We start from the raw sequence: 22,004 nt of genomic DNA on the forward strand, positions 1-22,004 counted from the left end.
AATATTTATCATGTCTGTGCTTTGAAATTTCCAGACAAAATTTTTGAAAGGATTCTGAAAAAGAGGTAAGATAGTTTATGTAAGAAAAAGTAAACGCTTACTTAACAAGGAGGACACTTTATGTCATATAAAACAAGCAACGCAGAAGGACCTGTAGATTTTATTAACACTTATGATTTGGAGCCAATGGCGCAACAAGTCATTCCTAAAGCTGCCTTTGGTTATATCGCTAGCGGAGCAGAGGATACTTTCACTTTACGCGAGAACATCCGTGCCTTTAACCACAAACTGATTGTTCCACATACGCTTTGTGATGTTGAAAATCCAAGTACAGAGATTGAATTTGCAGGTGAAAAATTATCTTCACCCATCATTATGGCGCCTGTTGCGGCTCATAAATTGGCAAATGAACAAGGTGAAGTGGCTACTGCGCGTGGTGTGCATGAGTTTGGTTCTCTTTACACAACTAGCTCTTACTCTACTGTAGATCTTCCAGAAATTACAGAAGCTCTTCAAGGGACACCTCACTGGTTCCAATTTTACTTTAGTAAGGATGACGGAATCAACCGCCATATCATGGACCGTGTGAAGGCTGAAGGTTATAAAGCGATTGTCTTGACGGCGGATGCAACTGTAGGGGGCAATCGTGAGGTTGATAAGCGCAATGGTTTTGTCTTCCCAGTTGGTATGCCAATTGTTGAGGAATATCTGCCAGAAGGTGCTGGAAAATCAATGGACTTTGTTTACAAGTCAGCTAAACAACGCTTGTCTCCACGCGATGTCGAATTTATCGCTGCATACTCAGGTCTTCCTGTTTATGTCAAGGGGCCACAATGCCGTGAGGACGTTGAACGCTCTCTTGCCGCAGGTGCTTCTGGTATCTGGGTAACCAACCACGGTGGCCGCCAAATCGACGGTGGACCAGCATCCTTTGACTCGCTTCAAGAAGTGGCTGAAGCAGTTGATAAACGTGTGCCAATTGTCTTTGACTCTGGTGTTCGTCGCGGTCAACACGTCTTTAAAGCCTTGGCTTCAGGAGCAGACTTGGTAGCTATTGGTCGCCCTGTGATCTATGGTTTGGCTCTTGGTGGTAGTGTTGGTGTGCGTCAAGTCTTCGAGCACTTAAATGCAGAATTGAAGACAGTCATGCAGTTATCTGGAACTCAGACTATTGAGGATGTCAAACACTTCAAACTCCGTCATAACCCATACAACCCAACCTTCCCAGTCGATCCTCGTGATTTGAAATTGTATTGATAAAGTAGAAGGCCTCCACCTGATGTGGAGGTTTTTATTTGTGTTTTAATAGTTTTAATAAAGGGAAATAGTATCAAAAACTATATAAATATATTTTCTAATCAAATATCTTGCTAGGGCTTTCAAATTCTGTTATACTGGTCCAGTAATAAAATAATAAAGACATTTGGGGTGCTTTAGGCTGAGATGATACCCATTGAACCTGATACAGTTAAGACTGGCGAAGGGAAATGTGAAAAGGTTTTTTTCGTATGTCGAAAAGAACTGTCTAATCTTGTAAGCTAAACTCTAATTCTTGATTGTAATTGGAGTTTTTTTGTTTATCAAAAGAGGATAGGTTGGACGGCAAGCCTTTCGGTAGCTCTCCTTGAATGCCCCACTTTTCTTTAAAAAAGGAGTTTTTTATGTTGAAAAAATGGCAGTTAAAAGATGTTATCTTGCTTGCTTTCTTGTCTATCTTTTTTGGTGGCGTTTTTGTGGGTTCAGGCTATCTGTTTGATATCCTCACCCTGATCTTGGCCCCTCTTGGTTTGCAGGCCTTTGCCAATGAAATTCTCTTTGGTCTCTGGTGTATGGCTGCGCCCATTGCAGCTATCTTTGTTCCAAGAGTCGGAAGTGCAACGATTGGAGAAGTGTTAGCTGCACTTGCTGAAGTCCTTTATGGTAGCCAATTCGGTCTAGGTGCTCTTTTGTCCGGCTTGGTTCAAGGCTTGGGAAGTGAATTTGGTTTTCTCGTAACCAAGAATCGCTATGAAAGTTGGCTCTCTCTAACTGCCAATAGTATTGGGATTACGCTTTTTAGCTTTGTCTATGAATACATTAAGTTAGGTTACTACGCCTTTTCCCTTCCTTTTGTCCTTTCCTTGCTTGTGGTGCGTTTTATTTCTGTCTTTTTCTTCTGTGCCATCTTGGTTCGTGCCATTGTCAAGCTCTATCATCAGTTTGCATCTGGAGGTAAGGCATAGATGGGGCTGGAACTACGGGGGATTCAGTCACCAATCTTTTCGGAACCGATTGATTTTACTTTTCATGCGCAAGCTTTTACCTTGTTAGTTGGGAGCAGTGGTTCAGGAAAATCCAGTCTCTTTCAAATCATTGCCCAGGTCACTTCCTTACCCTATAGTGGTCAAGTCCTGATAGATGGAAACCAGGTCAGTCAGCTTTCAATCGTTGAACGTGTTCAGACGATCGGCATTCTCTTTCAAAATCCCAATCATCAATTTACCATGGAGAACTTGTTTGAGGAGCTGATTTTTACCTTGGAAAATATTGGGCATCCCGTTCAGGAAATTGATTCTAAAATAGCAGAGGTGGTCCAGCAATGTCGCTGCAAGGCGATTTTGCACCGTCCCATTCATCACTTATCAGGTGGGGAAAAGCAAAAGGCTGCTTTGGCTGTTCTCTTTGCTATGAATCCTAGGGTCTATCTCTTGGATGAGCCCTTTGCTTCTATTGACCGCAAGAGCAGGCTGGAGATATTGGAGATTCTAAAAGAGTTGGCCTCTGATGGGAAGACAGTCATCCTGTGCGACCATGATTTATCAGACTATGAAGCCTATATCGACCATATGGTGGAGCTAAGAGACGGCCAGTTAAGGGAGGTGTTTCAAATCCCTTGCTCTGAGATGACACAGGTTGCTTCAAAGAAAGTTGCTCCTAGCCCAGAACTATTCCACATGGACAGAACGACTTGTGAGCTAGATCATCGCCCCCTCTTTTCCATTTCTGATTTTACATTCTACCAAGGAATTTCTTGTATCTTGGGTGATAATGGTGTCGGGAAATCAACCCTCTTTCGTTCCATTCTTCAATTTCAAAAGTATAAAGGGCGCATTAGTTGGAAGGGATCGGTTCTCAAAAAGAAAAAGAGTTTGTATCGTGACTTGACAGGTGTTGTTCAGGAAGCTGAGAAGCAGTTTATCCGAGTCAGTCTGCGAGAGGAACTGCAATTAGATGTTCCAGATACTGTGAGAAATCAGCGGATTCTCCAAGCATTACGATATTTTGATCTGGAGCAGGCGCTCGATAAGAGTCCCTATCAATTAAGTGGTGGACAGCAAAAGATTCTTCAGCTATTGACCATCTTGACCAGCAAGGCTTCTGTGATTTTGCTAGATGAACCTTTTGCTGGTTTGGATGATAGAGCTTGCCATTATTTTTGTCAGTGGATTGTGGAGGAGAGCAATCAAGGAAGAAGTTTTTTGATCATTAGCCATCGTTTAGATCCCTTGATCTCTGTGGTTGATTATTGGATCGAGATGACTAGTGAGGGTCTCCGTCATATTAAAGACGTGACAATCAGCAAACCACTCACATCTCGGAGTATCAATACTCAAGGGGAGGTGAAGTAGTATGGTCAAAGTAGCAACCCAGACACCGATAATCGGTCTCTTCTTTCTAATTTTATCCTTGGAAACATCTTTCCTTCCTTCGATTGCTCTTAATCTTTCAGTAGTCGCATTTTGCATTCTCTTTATGCTCTATTATCGTCGATTTAAGATGTTGGCTTGGATGATTGTGCTCGCCATTTTGCCATCTTTGGCCAACTACTGGGCAGTTCAGTTGCATGGGGATGCTTCGCAGGCAGTGATACTTGGAACGAGGGCTTTTGTGACCGTTTGTATCGGCCTTGTCTTTGTTTCCAGCATTTCCTTAAAAGAGCTTCTCTTGTACTTGGCTCAAAAGGGGTTATCACGGTCTTGGGCCTATGCCTTGATTGTGGTATTCAATGCCTTTCCCCTCATTCAGCAGGAAATCAAGTCCCTCAAGGAAGCTTGCTTACTGCGTGGTCAAAAACTGCATGTTTGGTCGCCCTTGATTTACAGTAAGGTTTTGATGACGGTTTTTAGATGGCGCCATCTCTACTTGAGAGCTCTGTCTGCACATGGATATGACGAACATGCGCAGTTGGAGAATCGCTATCGGACTTTTTATATTTCTAAAAAAACAAAATTAATCTACCTGCTGTTCTTTTTATTACTTCAAACCAGTCTATTTTTATAAAGGAGTTATTATGGATTTTACAGATATTGCGATGGAATTATCCAGGGAAGCTTGGCAGGCTTCCTTTCATCACCCATTTGTATTACAGTTACAAGAGGGGAATTTAGAACCTTCCATCTTTCGCTATTACCTGATTCAGGATGCCTACTATCTGAAGGCCTTCTCAGAAGCCTATCACCTCTTGGCTGATAAGACTTCAAACGAGGAGATGAAAAGACTCTTGAAACAAAATGCCCAGAGTCTAGTGGAGGGTGAGTTGTTTATCCGACAACAATTTTTCAAGGAATTAGGAATCAGCGACCAGGAAATGGACGAGCAACCGATTGCTCCAACCTGTTATCATTACATTTCGCATATTTATCGACAGTTTGCAGAACCAAACTTGGGCATTGCTTTTGCTAGTTTGCTCCCTTGTCCTTGGTTATACCATGATTTGGGCAAGGCACTTAATCGCAAACCATCCCCGAATCCTCTTTATCAACAGTGGATTGAAACCTATATCACCGATGAGTTAGAACAGCAGATTAAAGAGGAAGAAGAGCTGGTCAATCAACTCTATCAAGAAAGCGACGAGACAGACAAACAAAAAATGCTAGAGGCCTTTCACCGAAGTGTCCACATGGAAGCCAAGTTTTGGGAGATGGCTTACCAACATCAAACATGGACGAGTGATTTGCAGTCCTTAGAAAAAGAGAAGAAATAGAAAATGAGAAAGCACCAACTACAAGTTCACAAATTAACTATTTTATCCATGATGATTGCCCTTGACGTAGTCCTTACACCCATCTTTCGAATTGAAGGAATGGCACCGATGTCTAGTGTAGTCAATATCCTAGCAGGAATTTTGATGGGGCCTGTTTATGCCTTGGTCATGGCTACAGTCACAGCATTTATCCGTATGTCAACTCAGGGGATTCCTCCTTTGGCCCTCACAGGAGCTACTTTCGGAGCCCTCCTAGCAGGTCTCTTTTATAAGTATGGTCGAAAATTTTACTTTTCTGCCCTAGGAGAAATCTTGGGAACAGGGGTTATCGGTTCCATTGTTTCCTATCCTGTTATGGTTCTCTTTACCGGATCTGCGGCCAAGCTCAGCTGGTTTATCTACACCCCTCGATTTTTCGGAGCAACCTTGATCGGTACAGCCATAGCCTTCCTTGCCTTTCGATTTTTAATCAAGCAGGAATTCTTTAAAAAAGTGCAGGGATATTTCTTTGGAGAAAGGATAGACTGATGCAGGCATTTACAAATCCTTTCCCTCTGGCAACCAGTTCCTTGATTCACTGCATCACCAATGAGATTTCCTGTGAGATGCTGGCTAATGGCATTTTGGCTCTAGGATGCAAACCTGTCATGGCAGATGACCCTCGTGAAGTTCTTGATTTTACTAAGCAAAGTCAAGCCCTCTTTATCAATTTGGGGCATTTGTCAGCCGAGAAGGAAAAAGCAATCCGTAGGGCAGCTTCTTATGCAGACCAAGCTTGTCTCCCAATGGTAGTAGATGCGGTTGGCCTAGCAGCATCTCCCATTCGAAAGACCTTAGTCAGAGATCTTTTAGAATACAAGCCCACAGTCCTTAAAGGGAATATGTCGGAAATCCGAAGTCTTGTTGGTTTAAAGCACCACGGAGTTGGAGTTGATGCTAGCCATAAAGATCAAGAAACTGAGGATTTACTTCAAGTCTTGAAAGACTGGTGTCAGCTTTATCCTGGTATGTCATTCTTAGTAACTGGACCTAAGGACCTCATAGTTTCAGAGAATCAAGTTGCTGTATTGGGAAATGGCTGTGACGAATTAGACTGGATAACGGGGACAGGAGACCTGGTTGGAGCCTTGACAGCTGTTTTTCTCAGCCAAGGAAAGACTGCCTTTGAAGCTTCGTGCTTAGCGGTTTCTTATCTCAATATTTCTGCTGAGAGAATTCTTGTTCAAGGAATGGGATTGGAAGATTTCCGCTTTCAAACTCTCAATCAGCTCTCTCTTCTAAAAAGAGATAAAAATTGGCTAGATGCTATCAAAGGAGACTTTTATGAATAGAGAAGCACTCAGACTATATCTGGTAACCAATCGCTACCAAGATTCCTTGGAAAACTTTCTTGAAAAAGTCGAGACGGCCTGCCGTTCAGGTGTTACCATCATCCAACTACGAGAAAAAAATCTCACCACCAATCAATACTATCAACTGGCAAAACAAGTCAAGGAAATAACCGATGCCTATCAGGTCCCCTTGATTATCGATGATCGTTTGGATGTTTGTCTCGCGGTTGATGCTGCTGGGTTGCATATAGGCGACGATGAACTACCAGTTTCGGTTGCCCGCAAAGTCTTGGGTCCTGAAAAAATCCTCGGTGTCACTGCTAAAACAGTAAAAAGGGCTCTTGAGGCGGAAACATCGGGTGCGGATTACTTGGGAACAGGAGCCATTTTCCCGACTACGACCAAAGAAAATGCACCCATCACTCTGATTTCAACCTTGAAAACCATTTGCCAAACGGTCGCCATTCCAGTAGTTGCTATCGGAGGATTGACGTCAGAGAATATTGACCAACTTGCTGAAACTGGTATAGCAGGGGTAGCCGTTGTCCGTGATTTGATGCAGGCAGAAGATATAGAAGCAAAAACGCAAGCTTTTTTAACAAAGCTAGATGACATTATTTCCTAATCAAAAACTCTCTAATTCCCTTATAGTGGGAACTAGAGAGTTTTTTCTTAATCTTTAAAGCTTGTATGGTTGACTGGGCCAGAACCATGACCGAGTTGAGGGGCGTCTTGGATGGCTTTTGTGATAAAGGCCTTGGCCTTATCGACTGCCTGATAAAGGGTCTTCCCCTTGGCTAGTTCAGCCGTAATCACTGCAGCAAAAGTACATCCAGTACCATGGGTGTGACAGGTTTGAATTCGTGGACTTTCCCAGACAAATTGTTCCTCCTTGGTAAAGAGGAAATCCTTGGCACCACCTTCAAGATGACCACCTTTGATAACTACAGACTGAGGACCAAATTCTTTTAAAATCAGGCGACCAGCACGCTGCATGTCTTCTGGATCATGGATTGAAAAACCAACAATCTCTTCTGCTTCAGGAAGATTGGGAGTGATAATGGTTGCAAGGGGAAGTAGGTTTGTTTTTAGGAAGCTTCTCGCACTGGTATCAATCAGGGTGTCCCCACTCGTAGCGACCATAACAGGGTCCAGCACATAGGGACAGTCCAGCTTTTTAAGGTAGGGTTGGATGATCTCCATGATCTCAGTAGTTGCCAACATACCAGTTTTCACAGCCTGAGGTTTGATATCCGAAAAGACACTCTCCAATTGAGCTTCCAGCATTTGGTTGGAGACGTGCTCGATTAATTGAACACCTCTGGTATTTTGAGCGACAAGGCTGGTGACAACGGCCATTCCATAGACATCTCTCGCTTGGAATGACTTCAAATCAGCCATAATGCCAGCACCGCCACTAGGGTCAGTTCCTGCAATGGTTAGAGCAACGGGTAAATAAGTCATCTAAAACCTCCCAACCAACTGAAGTTTGTATTCTCAAGAACAAGCTAGTCTGTTTGAGGAAAGCAATAGAAGACTAGCTAGTCCTCATTATCATTTCCACTTCCATCAGCTAGCATTACCTAGATTGAGTCAAAGGGATATAACAGTCGTTAATCTCAGCTTTACGCACCCCTAGTGGTTGTTTTCTTTTTTCTACAGTATAGCATATTTTTATAGTTTATATAGTGAAATTTGACTGCAAATCTCTCGTTACAGGATTAGAATTCTATTTTTCGAAAAAATAATAAAAATTATAGTTGACAAATGTAGATTTTGAGAGTATACTAATAACTGTAATCGACAAATGTAGATTTAGGAGGTGTGATGATGCAGATTTCAGATGCAGAATGGCAGGTCATGAAGATTATTTGGATGCAAGGAGAGCAGACCAGTACGGATTTGATCAGGGTTCTGGCGGAGCGGTTCGACTGGTCCAAGTCGACCATTCAAACTCTTTTGGCTCGTTTAGTTGAGAAAGAGTGTCTGACAAGGAAAAAAGAAGGCAAGTTCTTTGTCTATTCAGCCCTTTTAACTCTGGACCAGAGTCGAGACTTGCTTGTCCAAGATATCAAAGACAAGGTTTGTTCTCGTAGGATTAAGAACTTGTTGGCTGATTTGATTGTGGAATGTGATTTCACTTTGGCTGACTTGGAAGACTTAGAAGCTGTGATTTCTAAGAAGAAATCAAGCGCTGTAACAGAAGTAAGATGTAATTGTATGTAAAGGAGACGTCATGTTAAATAGTATTGTAACCATTATTTGTATTGCCCTTATCGCGTTTATCTTGTTTTGGTTTTTCAAAAAGCCTGAAAAATCTGGACAAAAGGCCCAGCAAAAAAAGGGTTACCAAGAGATCCGAGTGGAAGTCATGGGGGGCTATACGCCTGAGTTGATTATTCTTAAAAAATCAGTGCCAGCCCGCATTGTCTTTGACCGCAAGGACCCTTCACCCTGTCTAGATCAGATCGTCTTTCCAGATTTTGGTGTGCATGCGGATCTTCCTATGGGTGAAGAGTATGTAGTGGAAATCACACCTGAGCAGACTGGAGAGTTTGGCTTTGCATGTGGTATGAACATGATGCACGGCAAGATGATTGTAGAGTAGGAGGAGACTATGACAGAAATTGTGAAAGCAAGCCTAGAAAATGGCATTCAAAAAATCCGTATCCGAGCTGAAAAAGGCTATCATCCAGCTCATATTCAGCTTCAAAAAGGGATTCCGGCTGAGATAACTTTTCATCGTGTGACGCCATCAAACTGTTACAAAGAAATCCTTTTTGAAGAAGAAGGTATCTTGGAACCAATCGGCGTGGACGAGGAGAAGACAATTCATTTTACGCCTCAAGAGTTGGGGCAACATGAATTTTCATGTGGCATGAAGATGCAAAAGGGGAGTTATATCGTAGTTGAGAAGACGCGAAAATCTTTGTCACTTTTGCAACGTTTTTGGATTACCAGTATCTTTACTGTGCCGCTAGTTATTCTCATGATTGGGATGTTGACAGGGACTATCAGTCATCCAGTCATGCATTGGGGCACCTTTTTAGCCACGACGCCTATCATGCTAGTGGCCGGTGGTCCTTATATCCAGAGCGCTTGGGCCAGCTTTAAAAAACACAATGCCAACATGGATACCTTGGTGGCACTGGGAACCCTAGTAGCCTATCTCTATAGTCTAGTTGCTCTCTTTGCTGGTCTCCCTGTTTACTTTGAAAGTGCTGGATTTATCCTCTTCTTCGTTCTTTTGGGGGCGGTTTTTGAGGAAAAAATGCGAAAAAACACTTCTCAAGCTGTGGAGAAATTACTAGATTTGCAGGCTAAAACAGCAGAAGTCTTGCGTGAGGATAGCTATGTCCAAGTTCCCTTGGAGCAAGTCAAGGTAGGTGACCTGATTCGAGTGCGTCCCGGTGAAAAGATCGCGGTTGATGGTGTTGTTGTCGAAGGTGTCTCCAGTATTGATGAATCCATGGTGACAGGTGAGAGCCTGCCGGTAGACAAAACAGTTGGAGATACTGTGATTGGCTCCACTATCAATAATAGTGGAACACTGGTTTTTAAAGCAGAAAAAGTTGGTTCAGAGACTGTCTTGGCTCAGATTGTGGACTTTGTGAAGAAAGCCCAGACCAGCCGTGCACCGATTCAGGATTTGACGGATAAGATTTCAGGAATTTTTGTCCCAGCAGTTGTCATTTTAGCGATTTTGACTTTTTGGATTTGGTTTGTCTTACTTGGGGCTAGTTTTGTGACCTCTCTACTTTATGGTGTGGCAGTTTTGATTATCGCTTGCCCTTGTGCCCTAGGTCTTGCAACACCAACAGCCCTCATGGTAGGAACAGGGCGGAGTGCCAAGATGGGGGTTCTCCTAAAAAATGGAACCGTCCTACAGGAAATCCAGAAAGTCCAAACTCTCGTCTTTGATAAAACAGGAACTTTGACGGAAGGAAAACCAGTGGTCACTGATATCATTGGCGACGAGACAGAAGTACTTGGCTTAGCTGCCTCTTTGGAAGAAGCCTCTCAACACCCACTGGCTCAAGCTATTATCAAGCGAGCGAGTGAAGCAGGACTTGAGCTTCAACCTGTAGAAAATTTCCAAGCCCTACACGGAAAAGGTGTTTCAGGGCAAATCAATGGGAAACAAGTCTTGCTTGGAAATGCTAAAATGCTAGATGGCATGGATATTTCGAGCGCTTATCAGGAAAAACTAGAAGAACTGGAAAAAGAAGCTAAGACAGTTGTGTACTTGGCTGTTGACAATGAAATCAAAGGCTTGCTTGCCCTGCAAGATATTCCCAAAGAAAATGCCAAGCTTGCCATCAGTCAGCTGAAAAAACGTGGTCTCCGAACAGTGATGTTGACAGGAGATAATGCTGGAGTGGCGCGAGCTATTGCAGACCAGATTGGTATCGAAGAGGTCATTGCTGGTGTTTTGCCAGAAGAAAAAGCGCATGAAATCCATCAACTTCAACAGGCTGGTAAAGTAGCCTTTATCGGAGATGGTATCAATGATGCGCCAGCCCTTAGTGTAGCGGATGTGGGGATTGCCATGGGCGCAGGAACTGATATTGCTATTGAGTCGGCAGGGATTGTTCTTACTCACAATGATTTGACAGGAGTGGTTCGTGCCTTTGATATGAGCAAGAGAACCTTCAATCGAATTCTTCTCAACCTCTTCTGGGCCTTTATCTACAATGTTATCGGAATTCCGATTGCAGCAGGAGTCTTTTCAGGAATTGGTCTCGTTCTCAATCCAGAACTGGCAGGTCTAGCTATGGCCTTTAGTTCTGTATCTGTTTTAACCAGTTCACTCATGCTAAACTTTAGTAAAATAGACTAAAAGCGAGCTTGCTCGCTTTTTATACTCTTCGAAAATCTCTTCAAACCACGTCAGCTCTATCTGCAACCTCAAAACAGTGTATTGAGCAACCTGCGGCTAGCTTCCTAGCTTGCTCTTTGATTTTTATTGAGTATTATTATAAAACAGTTGTATAAAACGTTTTCAAACTGTACTGTAATAGAGAATAAAAACTTCTGAGCACATTCTTAGGAGACCCAAAACAAATGTGGTAAAGTAGTAGAGTAAAAATTTGCTGAAACGTTTCCAATTAGTATATGAAAACGGATTTATCAAATTTTAAAAATATTTGAAGGAGAGTTATCATTATGACTCAAGGGAAAATTACTGCATCTGCAGCAATGCTCAACGTATTGAAAACATGGGGCGTAGACACAATCTACGGTATCCCATCAGGAACACTCAGCTCATTGATGGACGCTTTGGCTGAAGACAAAGATATCCGCTTCTTGCAAGTTCGCCACGAAGAAACAGGTGCTCTTGCAGCGGTTATGCAAGCTAAATTTGGCGGCTCAATCGGGGTTGCAGTTGGTTCAGGTGGTCCAGGTGCGACTCACTTGATTAACGGTGTTTACGATGCAGCTATGGATAACACTCCATTCCTTGCTATCCTTGGATCACGTCCGGTTAACGAATTGAACATGGATGCCTTCCAAGAATTGAACCAAAACCCAATGTACAACGGTATCGCTGTTTACAACAAACGTGTAGCTTACGCAGAGCAATTACCAAAAGTTATTGACGAAGCTTGCCGTGCTGCCGTTTCTAAAAAAGGTCCAGCTGTTGTTGAAATTCCAGTAAACTTTGGTTTCCAAGAAATTGACGAAAACTCATACTACGGATCAGGTTCATATGAGCGCTCATTCATCGCTCCAGCTTTGAACGAAGTTGAAATCGACAAAGCTGTTGAAATCTTGAACAATGCTGAACGTCCAGTGATCTACGCTGGTTACGGTGGTGTTAAAGCTGGTGAAGTAATCACTGAATTGTCACGTAAAATCAAAGCACCAATCATCACGACTGGTAAAAACTTTGAAGCTTTCGAATGGAACTATGAAGGTTTGACAGGTTCTGCTTACCGTGTTGGTTGGAAACCAGCCAACGAAGTAGTCTTTGAAGCAGACACTGTTCTCTTCCTAGGTTCAAACTTCCCATTTGCTGAAGTTTACGAAGCATTCAAAAACACTGAAAAATTCATCCAAGTGGATATCGATCCTTACAAACTTGGTAAACGCCATGCCCTTGACGCTTCAATCCTTGGTGATGCAGGTCAAGCAGCGAAAGCTATCCTTGATAAGGTAAACCCAGTTGAGTCTACTCCATGGTGGCGTGCAAACGTGAAGAACAACCAAAACTGGCGTGATTACATGAACAAACTCGAAGGTAAAACTGAGGGTGAATTGCAATTGTATCAAGTTTACAATGCAATCAACAAACATGCTGATCAAGACGCTATCTATTCAATCGACGTAGGTGACACTACTCAAACATCTACTCGTCACCTTCACATGACACCTAAGAACATGTGGCGTACATCTCCACTCTTTGCGACAATGGGTATTGCCCTTCCTGGTGGTATCGCTGCTAAGAAAGACAATCCAAATCGCCAAGTATGGAACATCATGGGTGACGGTGCATTCAACATGTGCTACCCAGACGTTATCACAAACGTTCAATACGACCTTCCAGTTATCAACGTTGTCTTCTCAAATGGTAAATATGCCTTCATCAAGGACAAATACGAAGACACAAACAAACACTTGTTTGGTTGTGACTTCCCTAATGCTGACTATGCGAAAATCGCTGAAGCGCAAGGTGCTGTAGGATTTACAGTTGACCGTATCGAAGATATCGATGCAGTTGTTGCAGAAGCTGTTAAATTGAACAAAGAAGGTAAAACTGTTGTGATCGATGCTCGCATCTCTCAACATCGTCCACTTCCAGTAGAAGTACTTGAATTGGATCCAAAACAACACTCAGAAGAAGCAATCAAAGCCTTCAAGGAAAAATACGAAGCAGAAGAACTCGTACCATTCCGCCTCTTCTTGGAAGAAGAAGGATTGCAATCACGCGCAATCAAATAATTTCTCTCATCGAAAATCAAAAGTAAACATTGAAGATTTTATTCTTTGATTTTCATAGAGCGGAACTTGAAAAGATCGGAGCAATCCGGTCTTTTTCTGTTTCCTTTTTCTTATCACAAGATTGTGATAGTTTACATCTTCATAACAAAAGCTACAAAGTCTTGATTGTTTTGAAAAAAGATTATAAAATATGATTCATAAAAATGAAAGAGGTTTTGAAAATGTCTGAAAAACAAATGAAAATTTTGGGTTGGGTAGCGACCTTCATGTCCGTTATGATGTATGTCTCTTACTTCCCACAAATCATGAACAACCTGGCTGGTCAAAAAGGCAACTTCATCCAACCCTTGGTCGCAGCCATCAACTGTAGTCTATGGGTTTACTACGGTCTTTTCAAGAAAGAAAGAGATATTCCCCTTGCGGCTGCTAATGCGCCAGGTATCGTTTTTGGACTAGTAACGGCTATCACAGCTTTGATTTAAAAAGAAGACTGGTTTCAGTCTTTTTTCGTATATATAAAAGTAAGTTTAGTGCTATCATTATCCAGAGAGTTCAAAACTTTTTGCCTTCTTTTTAGTATAATAGAAGTAATAAATCAATCGAGGTAAAGTGATGACAGAAATACTACAATTTCCAGAAGTATTTCTCTGGGGTGGTGCAACGGCAGCTAATCAATGTGAGGGTGCTTATAATAAAGATGGCCGTGGTCTTGCTAATGTGGATGTGGTGCCGATTGGTCCAGACCGTGAAGCCATTATCACAGGTCAGAAAAAGATGTTTTCTTTTGAGGAGGGCTATTTTTACCCAGCAAAAGAAGCTATTGATATGTACCATCATTACAAGGAAGATATCGCTCTTTTTGCAGAAATGGGATTTAAAACCTATCGACTTTCCATTGCTTGGACTCGGATTTTTCCTCAAGGTGACGAAGCAGAGCCAAATGAAGCTGGTCTAGCTTTTTATGAGGATTTATTTAAGGAATGCCACAAGTATGGGATTGAACCTCTGGTGACCATCACGCATTTCGATTGCCCCATGCACTTAATCAGGGAGTACGGTGGTTGGCGCAACCGTCGTATGTTGGACTTTTACGCAAATCTCTGTCGCACCCTCTTTACCCGTTACAAGGGCTTGGTCAAGTACTGGCTAACCTTCAACGAAATCAATATGATTTTGCATGCCCCCTTTTTAGGAGCAGGGATTTGTTTTGAAGAAGGAGAAAATCAAGATCAGGTCAAATACCAAGCAGCCCACCATGAGCTGGTAGCCTCGGCTATGGCGACTAAAATTGCTCACGAAATTGATCCAGAAAACAAGGTGGGATGTATGTTGGCAGCAGGGCAATATTATCCTAACACTGCCCATCCGAGAGACTACTGGGCAGCCATGGAAGAAGACCGTAAGAGTTACTTTTTCATTGATGTTCAAGCGCGTGGGGAATACCCAAACTATGCCAAGAAGCAGTGGGAACGTGAGGGAATTGAGATAGAAATGACGACAGAAGATTTAGATTTGTTAAAGAATCACACTGTTGACTTTGTTTCCTTCTCTTATTATGCGAGTCGAGTGGCCTCAGGGGATCCAGAAGTGACGAATCTGACCGCTGGAAATGTCTTTGCCTCTATCAAAAATCCTTATCTGAAATCCTCTGAATGGGGTTGGCAGATTGACCCATTGGGGCTTCGTATCACCCTCAATGCCATCTGGGACCGTTATCAAAAACCTATGTTCATTGTAGAAAATGGGCTCGGCGCTATAGATACGCCAGATGAAAATGGCTATGTAGCAGATGACTATCGGATTGCTTACTTAGAGGCCCATATCAAGGCTATGCGAGATGCTATTTACCAAGATGGCGTTGAATTGCTTGGTTATACGACTTGGGGTTGTATAGATTTGGTTTCAGCTGGAACAGGCGAAATGAACAAGCGCTATGGTTTTATCTATGTGGATCGTGATAATGCAGGTCAAGGAAGTCTCAAACGAAGCAAGAAGAAATCCTTCTACTGGTACAAGGATGTCATTGCCAGCAATGGTGCAAGTATTAAGTAGAGCATATTTGTTCACTATTTTTATAAAATCTTCTCCCTACTTTATAATGTGTGAAAAAGAGTTCAATTAGACCTGGCTTTTTGCTATAATGAGGTGAGAAAAACAGATAGGAGAATAAGATGTCAGAACCATTATTTTTACAATCAGTTATGCAAGAAAAAATCTGGGGTGGAACCAAGCTACGTGATGAGTTTGGCTATGACATTCCAAGTGAAAAAATCGGAGAATACTGGGCTATTTCAGCCCACCCAAATGGAGTTTCTAAGGTAGCCAATGGGCGCTTTGAGGGAACAGACCTAGCTACTTTATATGCGGAACACCGTGAATTGTTTGGCAATCGTCCAGAACCTGTATTTCCACTCTTAACCAAGATACTCGATGCCAACGATTGGCTCAGTGTCCAAGTTCACCCAGACGATGCCTATGGACTAGAGCATGAAGGCGAGCTCGGGAAAACAGAGTGCTGGTACATCATCGCTGCGGATGAAGGTTCAGAGATTATCTATGGTCACAATGCCAAATCAAAAGAAGAACTTCGCCAGCAAATTGAGGACAAGAACTGGGATGCCTTGCTGACCAAAGTGCCTGTTAAGGCTGGAGACTTCTTCTATGTACCAAGTGGCACCATGCACGCTATTGGAGCAGGTATCTTGATTCTTGAAACCCAGCAGTCTAGCGATACCACCTACCGTGTTTATGACTTTGACCGTAAGGATGACAAGGGCAACTTGCGTGAACTTCACCTTGAAAAATCCATCGATGTCTTGAACATTGGTGAACCTGCTAATAGCCGTCCCGTAACTATCAAAGCAGATGATTTACGTTCCACTCTCCTTGTGTCTAATGACTTCTTCGCAGTTTACAAGTGGGAAATCACTGGAAAAGTTGACTTTAAAAAGACAGCAGACTACAGTTTGTTTAGTGTCTTAGCTGGTCAAGGTCAGCTTACTATTGACGGGAAAAACTATCCAATCCAAAAAGGTAGCCACTTTATCCTACCAAGTGATGTTGAAGCTTGGACCCTAGAAGGGCAAGGTTTGGAATTGATTGTTAGCCATCCATAAAAAAAGAAAGGGCCTGAGTTTACTACTCAAGTCCTTTTTGATTACATAAATTGGGCGATAAAAACCACAATGATGATAATAGGAATGATGAAACGAAGGAGGAAAAGCCAGACTTGGAAAAGTCCTTGTTTCCATGCTCTTTCATCAAGATGGAGTTCCTCCTTAGCATGAGCCTTCTTAAAGATGTAGCCTGTAAAAAGTGACAGGCAGAGAGCTCCAAATGGCATGAGGAGATTGGAAACCAAGAAATCCATAGCATCAAAGAAGGTCTTCCCAAAAATGTGAACATCCGCCATGACCCCATAGGATAGAGCTGAAGGAATTCCAAAGACAAAGGTCAAGATTCCTAAAATAGCACTCCATTTAGCACGCTTGCGATTGTCCTGATTGGTGATATTGCCCACATTGATTTCCAGCATAACGACAGAAGAAGTGACCGTCGCAAAGAGGAAAAGCAAGAGGAAAAGGATGTAGAAAATGGTTCCAAAAGGCATCTTGTCAAAGAGTTGAGGCAAGACGATAAAGAGCAGGCTTGGTCCCCCTTCCGACTGGATATTGAAAGCTGACATGGCTGGGAAAATGGCTAGTCCCGCCATGATGGAAACCGAGATGTTCATGGCTACGATGGAAATCCCTGACTGGACCAGATTGGTTTTCTTGTCCAAGTAGGAAGCATAGGTCAGCATGGCTGTAACCCCTAGTGAGAGGGCAAAGAAAGATTGTCCCAGAGCATAGAGGAGACCAGCGCTGGTCAGTTTTGAAAAGTCTGGTTTGAGGAAGTAGAGAACCCCTTCCATGGCGTTTGGCAAGCTGAGCGAGCGCCCGATGATCACGACAAAGATGATAAAGAGCATAGGCATCATGACTTTCGAGGCTCTTTCAATTCCTTTTTGAACCCCACGTGATACAATAAAGATATTCAACAAGATAAAGGCTGCTTGAGCTCCTAGGGCAATGGCTGGATTTGAAATGATTGAAGTAAATAACTGAGCATAATCACCCGTACCGCCAAGCTGGAACAATTTCCCAAACTCAATTCCTAGATAGACTAGAATCCAACCTCCGATGACACTGTAAAAGGAGAGGAGGATAAAGAGGGCAAAGGCACCAATCCAACCGATAAAGTTGTACTTGTTATTCTTGCCTAGTTTTCCAAAGGTTTTGATAGCGGAAACGCCAGCACTACGGCCAAGGGCAAATTCAGCCAGCAGGAGCGGGAAACCGATTAAAATGGTGGAAATGAGAAAGACCAGTAAAAAGCCTCCCCCGCCATTAGCGGCAGTCATGTAGGGAAATTTCCAAACGGCTCCAAGTCCGATGGCTGAACCAGCAGATGCTAGGATAAAGCCTAGTTTCGAGCCCCATTGCGATTTTTCTGACATAGTTGAAACTCCAATCTTGTTTTTTAAAATAAGAAAAGGCTACTTGAGTTGTCAAATAGCCCTCTCTCAATGGCTCTCTATGAACCTTCTGTTTGATTGATAGACTTGACTATCCTATCATGTTTTCAAAGGTCTGTCAAGAAAACCATTTTCAAGTTTTCACACCTTTCTCAAAAAGTTAAAAATTTTTCGCAAAAACGCTTGACTCTGACCTAGGGGGAGGGGTTATACTATCAATGTAATACTCTTCGAAAATCAAATTCAAACCACGTCAGCGTCGCCTTACCGTACTCAAGTACAGCTTGCGGCTAGCTTCCTAGTTTGCTCTTTGATTTTCATTGAGTATAAGGAGGAAATCATGTACCATATAAAAGAAGCTGCGCAGCTTTCAGGTGTCTCTGTTAAGACTCTGCATCACTACGATAAGATAGGACTTCTGGTTCCCTTAAAGTCGGAAAACGGCTATCGAACCTATAGTCAGGAGGATTTGGAACGACTTCAGGTCATTCTGTACTACAAATATCTAGGCTTTTCTTTAGAAAAAATAGCAGAGCTGTTAAAGGAAGAAAGAACAGATTTATTGCCCCATTTGACTAGGCAGTTGGATTATCTAACTCGAGAAAGGCAACACCTGGATACCTTGATTTCCACCTTGCAAAAAACCATTCAAGAACAAAAAGGAGAAAGAAAAATGACCATTGAGGAAAAATTCACTGGATTTAGCTATCAAGACAATCAAAAATACCACCAAGAAGCGGTAGAGAAATATGGTCAAGAAGTCATGAGCCAAGCGCTTGAACGCCAAAGTGGTAGAGAAGATGAGGCTACAGCCGCCTTCAACCAAGTTTTTCAAGCCTTGGTACAAAACCTTCAAGCTGGTCTGCCTGCAACAGCGGCCGAAAACCAAGAGGAAGCAGCCAAACTCTTGCAAGCTATTCGTACTTATGGATTTGACTGCTCTATTGAAGTCTTCGGTCATATCGGTAAAGGCTACGTCTACAACCCAGAGTTTAAGGAAAACATTGACAAGTTTGGACCTGGTACAGCTCAATACACATCAGATGTCATTGCTGCTTACGTTCAGACAAATGCAGAATAAATAGGCTAGGAATTTCCTAGCCTATTTTTTACTTCAAATCATAAAGCCAGTCGTCACCGTCTTTATAGTAAAAGAATTCACTGAGATCCTCTTCTAAAAAAACACGAAGCATATCAGACATATCATCAGTAGCAAGTTTTAGATGAGATAGATTGTCAAAATCTTCCCACCATACCTTCCCTTCGTCTGAAGACTGGAGTTCACCTGAAAAGTGTTTTGTTTTGTAAAAAAGGACGACATAACGATAATCCTTGTCATCGTACCAGTTTTTGATACCACAGAGTTGTGGTTTGGAAATGGTCAGACCAGTTTCTTCTTTCACTTCACGAATGACAGCATCGACAAAGGATTCGCCACGTTCAACATGACCACCAGGAAGAGTAATGCCAGGCCAGTCAGGATTAACTCGATCTTGAACCAGAACCTTGTCTCCGTTTTGAATCATACACATATTGACAAATTCGACTGTTTCTCTTCTGTTCATCTTGTTCTCCTATTTTGTTAGTAACTTTTCTACTACGTTTAACTTTCGCATGGTCAGAACCACGCCAAACAATTTTTCAAGATAGTTGGTATTGAGCTTTTTTTGTTTTGCAGTTCTAGGAAGATAGAGGTAGAGACAGTAATCGCCTACACAGATTTCTTCCTCGCCGTAGTCAGTTTTCAATTTTTCTAGTGGCAGACTTTGGATAAGTCCTTGATAAAGAATTACATGCACACGATCATGAAGATAGTCTTCTTTAAATGGATTCTCATGAACAATCTTTTCAAAATCGTTCTTATTCTTGATAACCATTTTTAAGTCGGCCCCAATTTTTTCCTTTATCAAAGTATGAACGCGTTCTCGTATTTCTTCTAAATCTGAGTCACTCTCAAGAATGATATTCCCACTTTGAATATAGGTTCGAACGTGTTGAAAACCAGCTTCTGTCAAAATATCTATCAAATAAGACATTTTCGGGATAGCATTTTTTCCATTAGGAGTAACGCCTCTCAGTAAAATAATATGTTCCAAAGGACTTCCTTTCTTACTTGGTATTTATTGGATTGGAGCCTGCCACCCAGCCGGTGCAGAGGGCAGAAGTGATGTTGAAGCCACCCGTGTGGGCATTGATATCTATGACTTCGCCAGCAAAGTGGAGACCAGGAACGAGCTTACTTTCCAGAGTTTTGGGATTGATTTCCTTGAGACTGACACCGCCTTTAGTTACAAAGGATTTGGCAAGAGACATTTTGCCAGTCACAGGAATTTTGAGAGCCTTGATAGACTGGAGTAGTTGTTCACGTTCCTTTTCAGTCAGTTGTTTGACTTTTTCAGGATAGGCTTGCGACAAAAATTCTGCCAAGCGTTCTGGAAGCAAAGTTTTTAAAGCATTTTTCAAGGATTTTTCCCGATTTTCCTCTAGAAATGCCACCAAGTCCTTCTCAGAAAGTTGAGGTAAGACATCTAGCGAGAGAACCTCCCCACCCTTGACAAAGCTGGACATACGCAGAGCAGCAGGACCGGATAGACCAAAGTGGGTAAAGAGCAGATCGTGAGTGATGACATGCTTACCATAGCTTAAGGTCACATCGTCTAGTGAAATCCCTTGAAGCGCTTTGTGTGGAAAATCAGTCAACAATGGGCTCTCAGCAGCTTCAAGCTCGGTAATGGTATGTTTGAAATGACGGGCAATCTCGTGACCAAAACCAGTAGAACCAGTAGACGGATAGGATTTTCCGCCAGTTGTGACAATGAGTTTATCACAAGTGAAGTTTTGGTCTGCGGACTTAAGGACAAACTGGTCATCCACCTTTTTAACAGAAACAATCTCTGTTTGAGTAGCAACTTGACCACCGAGTTCAGTGATTTTCTTTTCCAAGGCCTCGATAATGGTCCGAGACTTATCACTAGCAGGAAAGACGCGTCCGTGGTCCTCGACCTTAAGTTTGACTCCATTTTCCGTAAAAAAGTTAATGATATCATGGTTATCAAACTGAGAAAATACACTGTATAAAAAGCGCCCGTTACCAGGAATTCCAGCTAATAGGTCATCTAAAGTTCCATTGTTGGTCACATTACAACGACCACCGCCCGTTCCAGCTAATTTTTTCCCAAGTTTTCGATTTTTTTCGATGAGTAGAGTTTTCTGACCATAAAAGCTACTGGAAATGGTAGCCATCATACCTGCAGGTCCTCCACCAATGACAATAGTATCAAAATGTTTCATAGCTCTATTGTACCACAAAAAACAAGAGATGCTTGACATCTCTTGTTGCTCATAATCTTAGTTGATTTCATATCCCATCAACAAACCGCCATCTTCTGCATAGAAACTGCAGAGACCAGATGTCGGGATGATTTTGATATCCGCTTGTGGGAAGGTTTCCAGCAAGCGTTCTGACAATTGCTGACAGAATTTTTCATTGCTGCGATGAGCCATGACGATACGGCCACCAGCGTAGCCAGCCTTGATGAGTTCTTCATAGGCTGCTTGAAGGGATTTTTTTGGTCCACGCGCTTTTTGGAGTAGTTCTAGGGTTCCAGTTTCACTTGCTTCCCCAACCATACGGATGTTGAGAAGACCGACAACTGTACCGATCAGCTTGCTTAAACGACCATTTTTTACCAAGTTATCAACCTTAGCGAGTACAAAAAGCAACTTCGTTTTTTCTTGGTAGGCTGTAATAGCTTCAACAATTTCCTCATAAGAAAGTCCTTGATCAATCAAGCTATTGATTTTCTCGACAATCAAGTCAACCTCACCACCTGCAGACAATGTATCGATCACATGAATCTGAGTGTCAGGGTGTTCTTCCAGATAGATATTCTTAGCGAGCTGTGCACTATTATGGCTACCTGAAAGAGTACCAGTGATAGTAACGACAAAGATATGCTTAGCACCTTCAAATGCTCGCAAGTAATCATCAGGGCTAGGACAAGCTGATTTTGAAGCCTCAGAAGTCGCATACATGGTTTCCATCATGTGGTCAATGTCAAGATTGGCATCATCGATAAAGACCTGATCAGCTACTTGAATGGTTAAAGGAACACTAACAAATTCCGTATCAATAGCAGGAGTTGCCAGTTGACGATAATCACAACCAGAGTCAGCTACAATCTTCCAAGTCATAGAAATTCTCCATCTTTGTCACTTATACATTGACAAAGGTTCTGTCTTTTTTTACAAT

Annotated in this window: 22 protein-coding genes and 2 riboswitches; of the genes, 16 read left to right on the forward strand and 6 right to left on the reverse strand. The window is 42.4% G+C overall.

Annotation, left to right across the window (positions count from 1 at the left end; all coding sequences use genetic code 11):
- The first annotated feature begins 120 nt into the window (after positions 1-120).
- The 8 genes from lctO to thiE all read left to right on the forward strand — a co-directional run bounded on the left by lctO (position 121) and on the right by thiE (position 6,919).
- Positions 121-1,257 (forward strand): L-lactate oxidase, encoded by a 1,137-nt coding sequence (lctO, locus tag EL140_RS02715; protein ID WP_000120738.1) that lies wholly within the window; start codon positions 121-123, stop codon positions 1,255-1,257.
- 157 nt (positions 1,258-1,414) lie between these two features.
- A riboswitch (TPP riboswitch) is annotated at positions 1,415-1,503 on the forward strand.
- A gap of 158 nt (positions 1,504-1,661) precedes the next feature.
- Positions 1,662-2,222, forward strand: a complete 561-nt coding sequence (locus tag EL140_RS02720) for an ECF transporter S component (protein WP_000915271.1) — start codon at positions 1,662-1,664, stop codon at positions 2,220-2,222.
- Positions 2,223-3,608 (forward strand): ATP-binding cassette domain-containing protein, encoded by a 1,386-nt coding sequence (locus EL140_RS02725; protein ID WP_000522138.1) that lies wholly within the window; start codon positions 2,223-2,225, stop codon positions 3,606-3,608.
- 1 nt (position 3,609) lies between these two features.
- Positions 3,610-4,260: an energy-coupling factor transporter transmembrane component T gene (locus tag EL140_RS02730; RefSeq protein ID WP_000241362.1), complete on the forward strand. Its 651-nt coding sequence runs from the start codon at positions 3,610-3,612 to the stop codon at positions 4,258-4,260.
- Positions 4,261-4,270: 10 nt separating this feature from the next.
- Positions 4,271-4,963, forward strand: coding sequence for a thiaminase II (gene tenA / locus EL140_RS02735; protein ID WP_000347963.1), 693 nt, complete (start codon positions 4,271-4,273; stop codon positions 4,961-4,963).
- 3 nt (positions 4,964-4,966) lie between these two features.
- Positions 4,967-5,491, forward strand: a complete 525-nt coding sequence (thiW, locus tag EL140_RS02740; RefSeq protein ID WP_001225548.1) for an energy coupling factor transporter S component ThiW — start codon at positions 4,967-4,969, stop codon at positions 5,489-5,491.
- A complete protein-coding gene (thiM, locus tag EL140_RS02745) occupies positions 5,491-6,294 on the forward strand; it encodes a hydroxyethylthiazole kinase (RefSeq protein WP_001147717.1) in 804 nt (267 codons plus the stop codon). Before thiW ends, thiM begins: the two co-directional genes overlap by 1 nt.
- The gene (thiE, locus tag EL140_RS02750) at positions 6,287-6,919 is read left to right on the forward strand and encodes a thiamine phosphate synthase (RefSeq protein WP_001078201.1); all 633 of its coding nucleotides are present in this window, start codon (positions 6,287-6,289) and stop codon (positions 6,917-6,919) included. The genes thiM and thiE overlap by 8 nt, the downstream gene beginning before the upstream one ends.
- 47 nt (positions 6,920-6,966) lie before the next feature.
- Here thiE and thiD read toward each other — a convergent pair whose 3' ends face one another.
- Positions 6,967-7,758 (reverse strand): bifunctional hydroxymethylpyrimidine kinase/phosphomethylpyrimidine kinase, encoded by a 792-nt coding sequence (thiD, locus tag EL140_RS02755; RefSeq protein WP_000221724.1) that lies wholly within the window; start codon positions 7,756-7,758, stop codon positions 6,967-6,969.
- Positions 7,759-7,842: 84 nt separating this feature from the next.
- Positions 7,843-7,941, reverse strand: a riboswitch (TPP riboswitch).
- Positions 7,942-8,124: 183 nt separating this feature from the next.
- Here thiD and EL140_RS02760 point away from each other — a divergent pair.
- The 7 genes from EL140_RS02760 to manA all read left to right on the forward strand — a co-directional run bounded on the left by EL140_RS02760 (position 8,125) and on the right by manA (position 16,352).
- Entirely contained in the window at positions 8,125-8,520 is a 396-nt protein-coding gene (locus EL140_RS02760) for a CopY/TcrY family copper transport repressor (protein WP_001167199.1), read from the forward strand.
- Positions 8,521-8,530: 10 nt separating this feature from the next.
- A complete protein-coding gene (locus EL140_RS02765) occupies positions 8,531-8,902 on the forward strand; it encodes a cupredoxin domain-containing protein (RefSeq protein WP_000935056.1) in 372 nt (123 codons plus the stop codon).
- 9 nt (positions 8,903-8,911) lie between these two features.
- Positions 8,912-11,134: a heavy metal translocating P-type ATPase gene (locus EL140_RS02770; protein WP_000136319.1), complete on the forward strand. Its 2,223-nt coding sequence runs from the start codon at positions 8,912-8,914 to the stop codon at positions 11,132-11,134.
- A 326-nt stretch (positions 11,135-11,460) separates the two neighbouring features.
- The gene (gene spxB / locus EL140_RS02780) at positions 11,461-13,236 is read left to right on the forward strand and encodes a pyruvate oxidase (protein WP_000191815.1); all 1,776 of its coding nucleotides are present in this window, start codon (positions 11,461-11,463) and stop codon (positions 13,234-13,236) included.
- Positions 13,237-13,457: 221 nt separating this feature from the next.
- Positions 13,458-13,718 (forward strand): SemiSWEET family transporter, encoded by a 261-nt coding sequence (locus EL140_RS02785; protein WP_001291473.1) that lies wholly within the window; start codon positions 13,458-13,460, stop codon positions 13,716-13,718.
- Positions 13,719-13,848: 130 nt separating this feature from the next.
- Complete coding sequence (locus tag EL140_RS02790; protein WP_000136077.1) at positions 13,849-15,288, forward strand: 6-phospho-beta-glucosidase; 1,440 nt, start codon at positions 13,849-13,851, stop codon at positions 15,286-15,288.
- A 119-nt stretch (positions 15,289-15,407) separates the two neighbouring features.
- A complete protein-coding gene (manA, locus tag EL140_RS02795; protein ID WP_001294295.1) occupies positions 15,408-16,352 on the forward strand; it encodes a mannose-6-phosphate isomerase, class I in 945 nt (314 codons plus the stop codon).
- A gap of 41 nt (positions 16,353-16,393) precedes the next feature.
- Here the strand turns inward: manA and EL140_RS02800 are convergent, their stop codons facing one another.
- Entirely contained in the window at positions 16,394-17,734 is a 1,341-nt protein-coding gene (locus tag EL140_RS02800; protein ID WP_002874374.1) for a sodium-dependent transporter, read from the reverse strand.
- A 358-nt stretch (positions 17,735-18,092) separates the two neighbouring features.
- On the opposite strand from EL140_RS02800, the gene EL140_RS02815 reads away from it, so the two are divergent.
- Positions 18,093-18,833, forward strand: a complete 741-nt coding sequence (locus EL140_RS02815) for a MerR family transcriptional regulator (protein ID WP_000274793.1) — start codon at positions 18,093-18,095, stop codon at positions 18,831-18,833.
- Positions 18,834-18,861: 28 nt separating this feature from the next.
- Here EL140_RS02815 and EL140_RS02820 read toward each other — a convergent pair whose 3' ends face one another.
- The 4 genes from EL140_RS02820 to EL140_RS02835 are packed head-to-tail and all read right to left on the reverse strand — an operon-like array spanning position 18,862 to position 21,946.
- Positions 18,862-19,317, reverse strand: a complete 456-nt coding sequence (locus EL140_RS02820) for an 8-oxo-dGTP diphosphatase (RefSeq protein ID WP_001081775.1) — start codon at positions 19,315-19,317, stop codon at positions 18,862-18,864.
- 9 nt (positions 19,318-19,326) lie between these two features.
- Positions 19,327-19,848: a DUF1697 domain-containing protein gene (locus EL140_RS02825; protein WP_000400042.1), complete on the reverse strand. Its 522-nt coding sequence runs from the start codon at positions 19,846-19,848 to the stop codon at positions 19,327-19,329.
- 13 nt (positions 19,849-19,861) lie between these two features.
- A complete protein-coding gene (gene aao / locus EL140_RS02830) occupies positions 19,862-21,043 on the reverse strand; it encodes an aminoacetone oxidase (RefSeq protein ID WP_000680065.1) in 1,182 nt (393 codons plus the stop codon).
- A 57-nt stretch (positions 21,044-21,100) separates the two neighbouring features.
- The gene (locus EL140_RS02835) at positions 21,101-21,946 is read right to left on the reverse strand and encodes a DegV family protein (protein ID WP_000219947.1); all 846 of its coding nucleotides are present in this window, start codon (positions 21,944-21,946) and stop codon (positions 21,101-21,103) included.
- Between the last annotated feature and the right edge of the window lie 58 nt (positions 21,947-22,004).

The sequence above is a fragment of the Streptococcus oralis ATCC 35037 genome (assembly GCF_900637025.1).
In the GTDB taxonomy this organism is placed as follows: Bacteria; Bacillota; Bacilli; order Lactobacillales; family Streptococcaceae; genus Streptococcus; species Streptococcus oralis.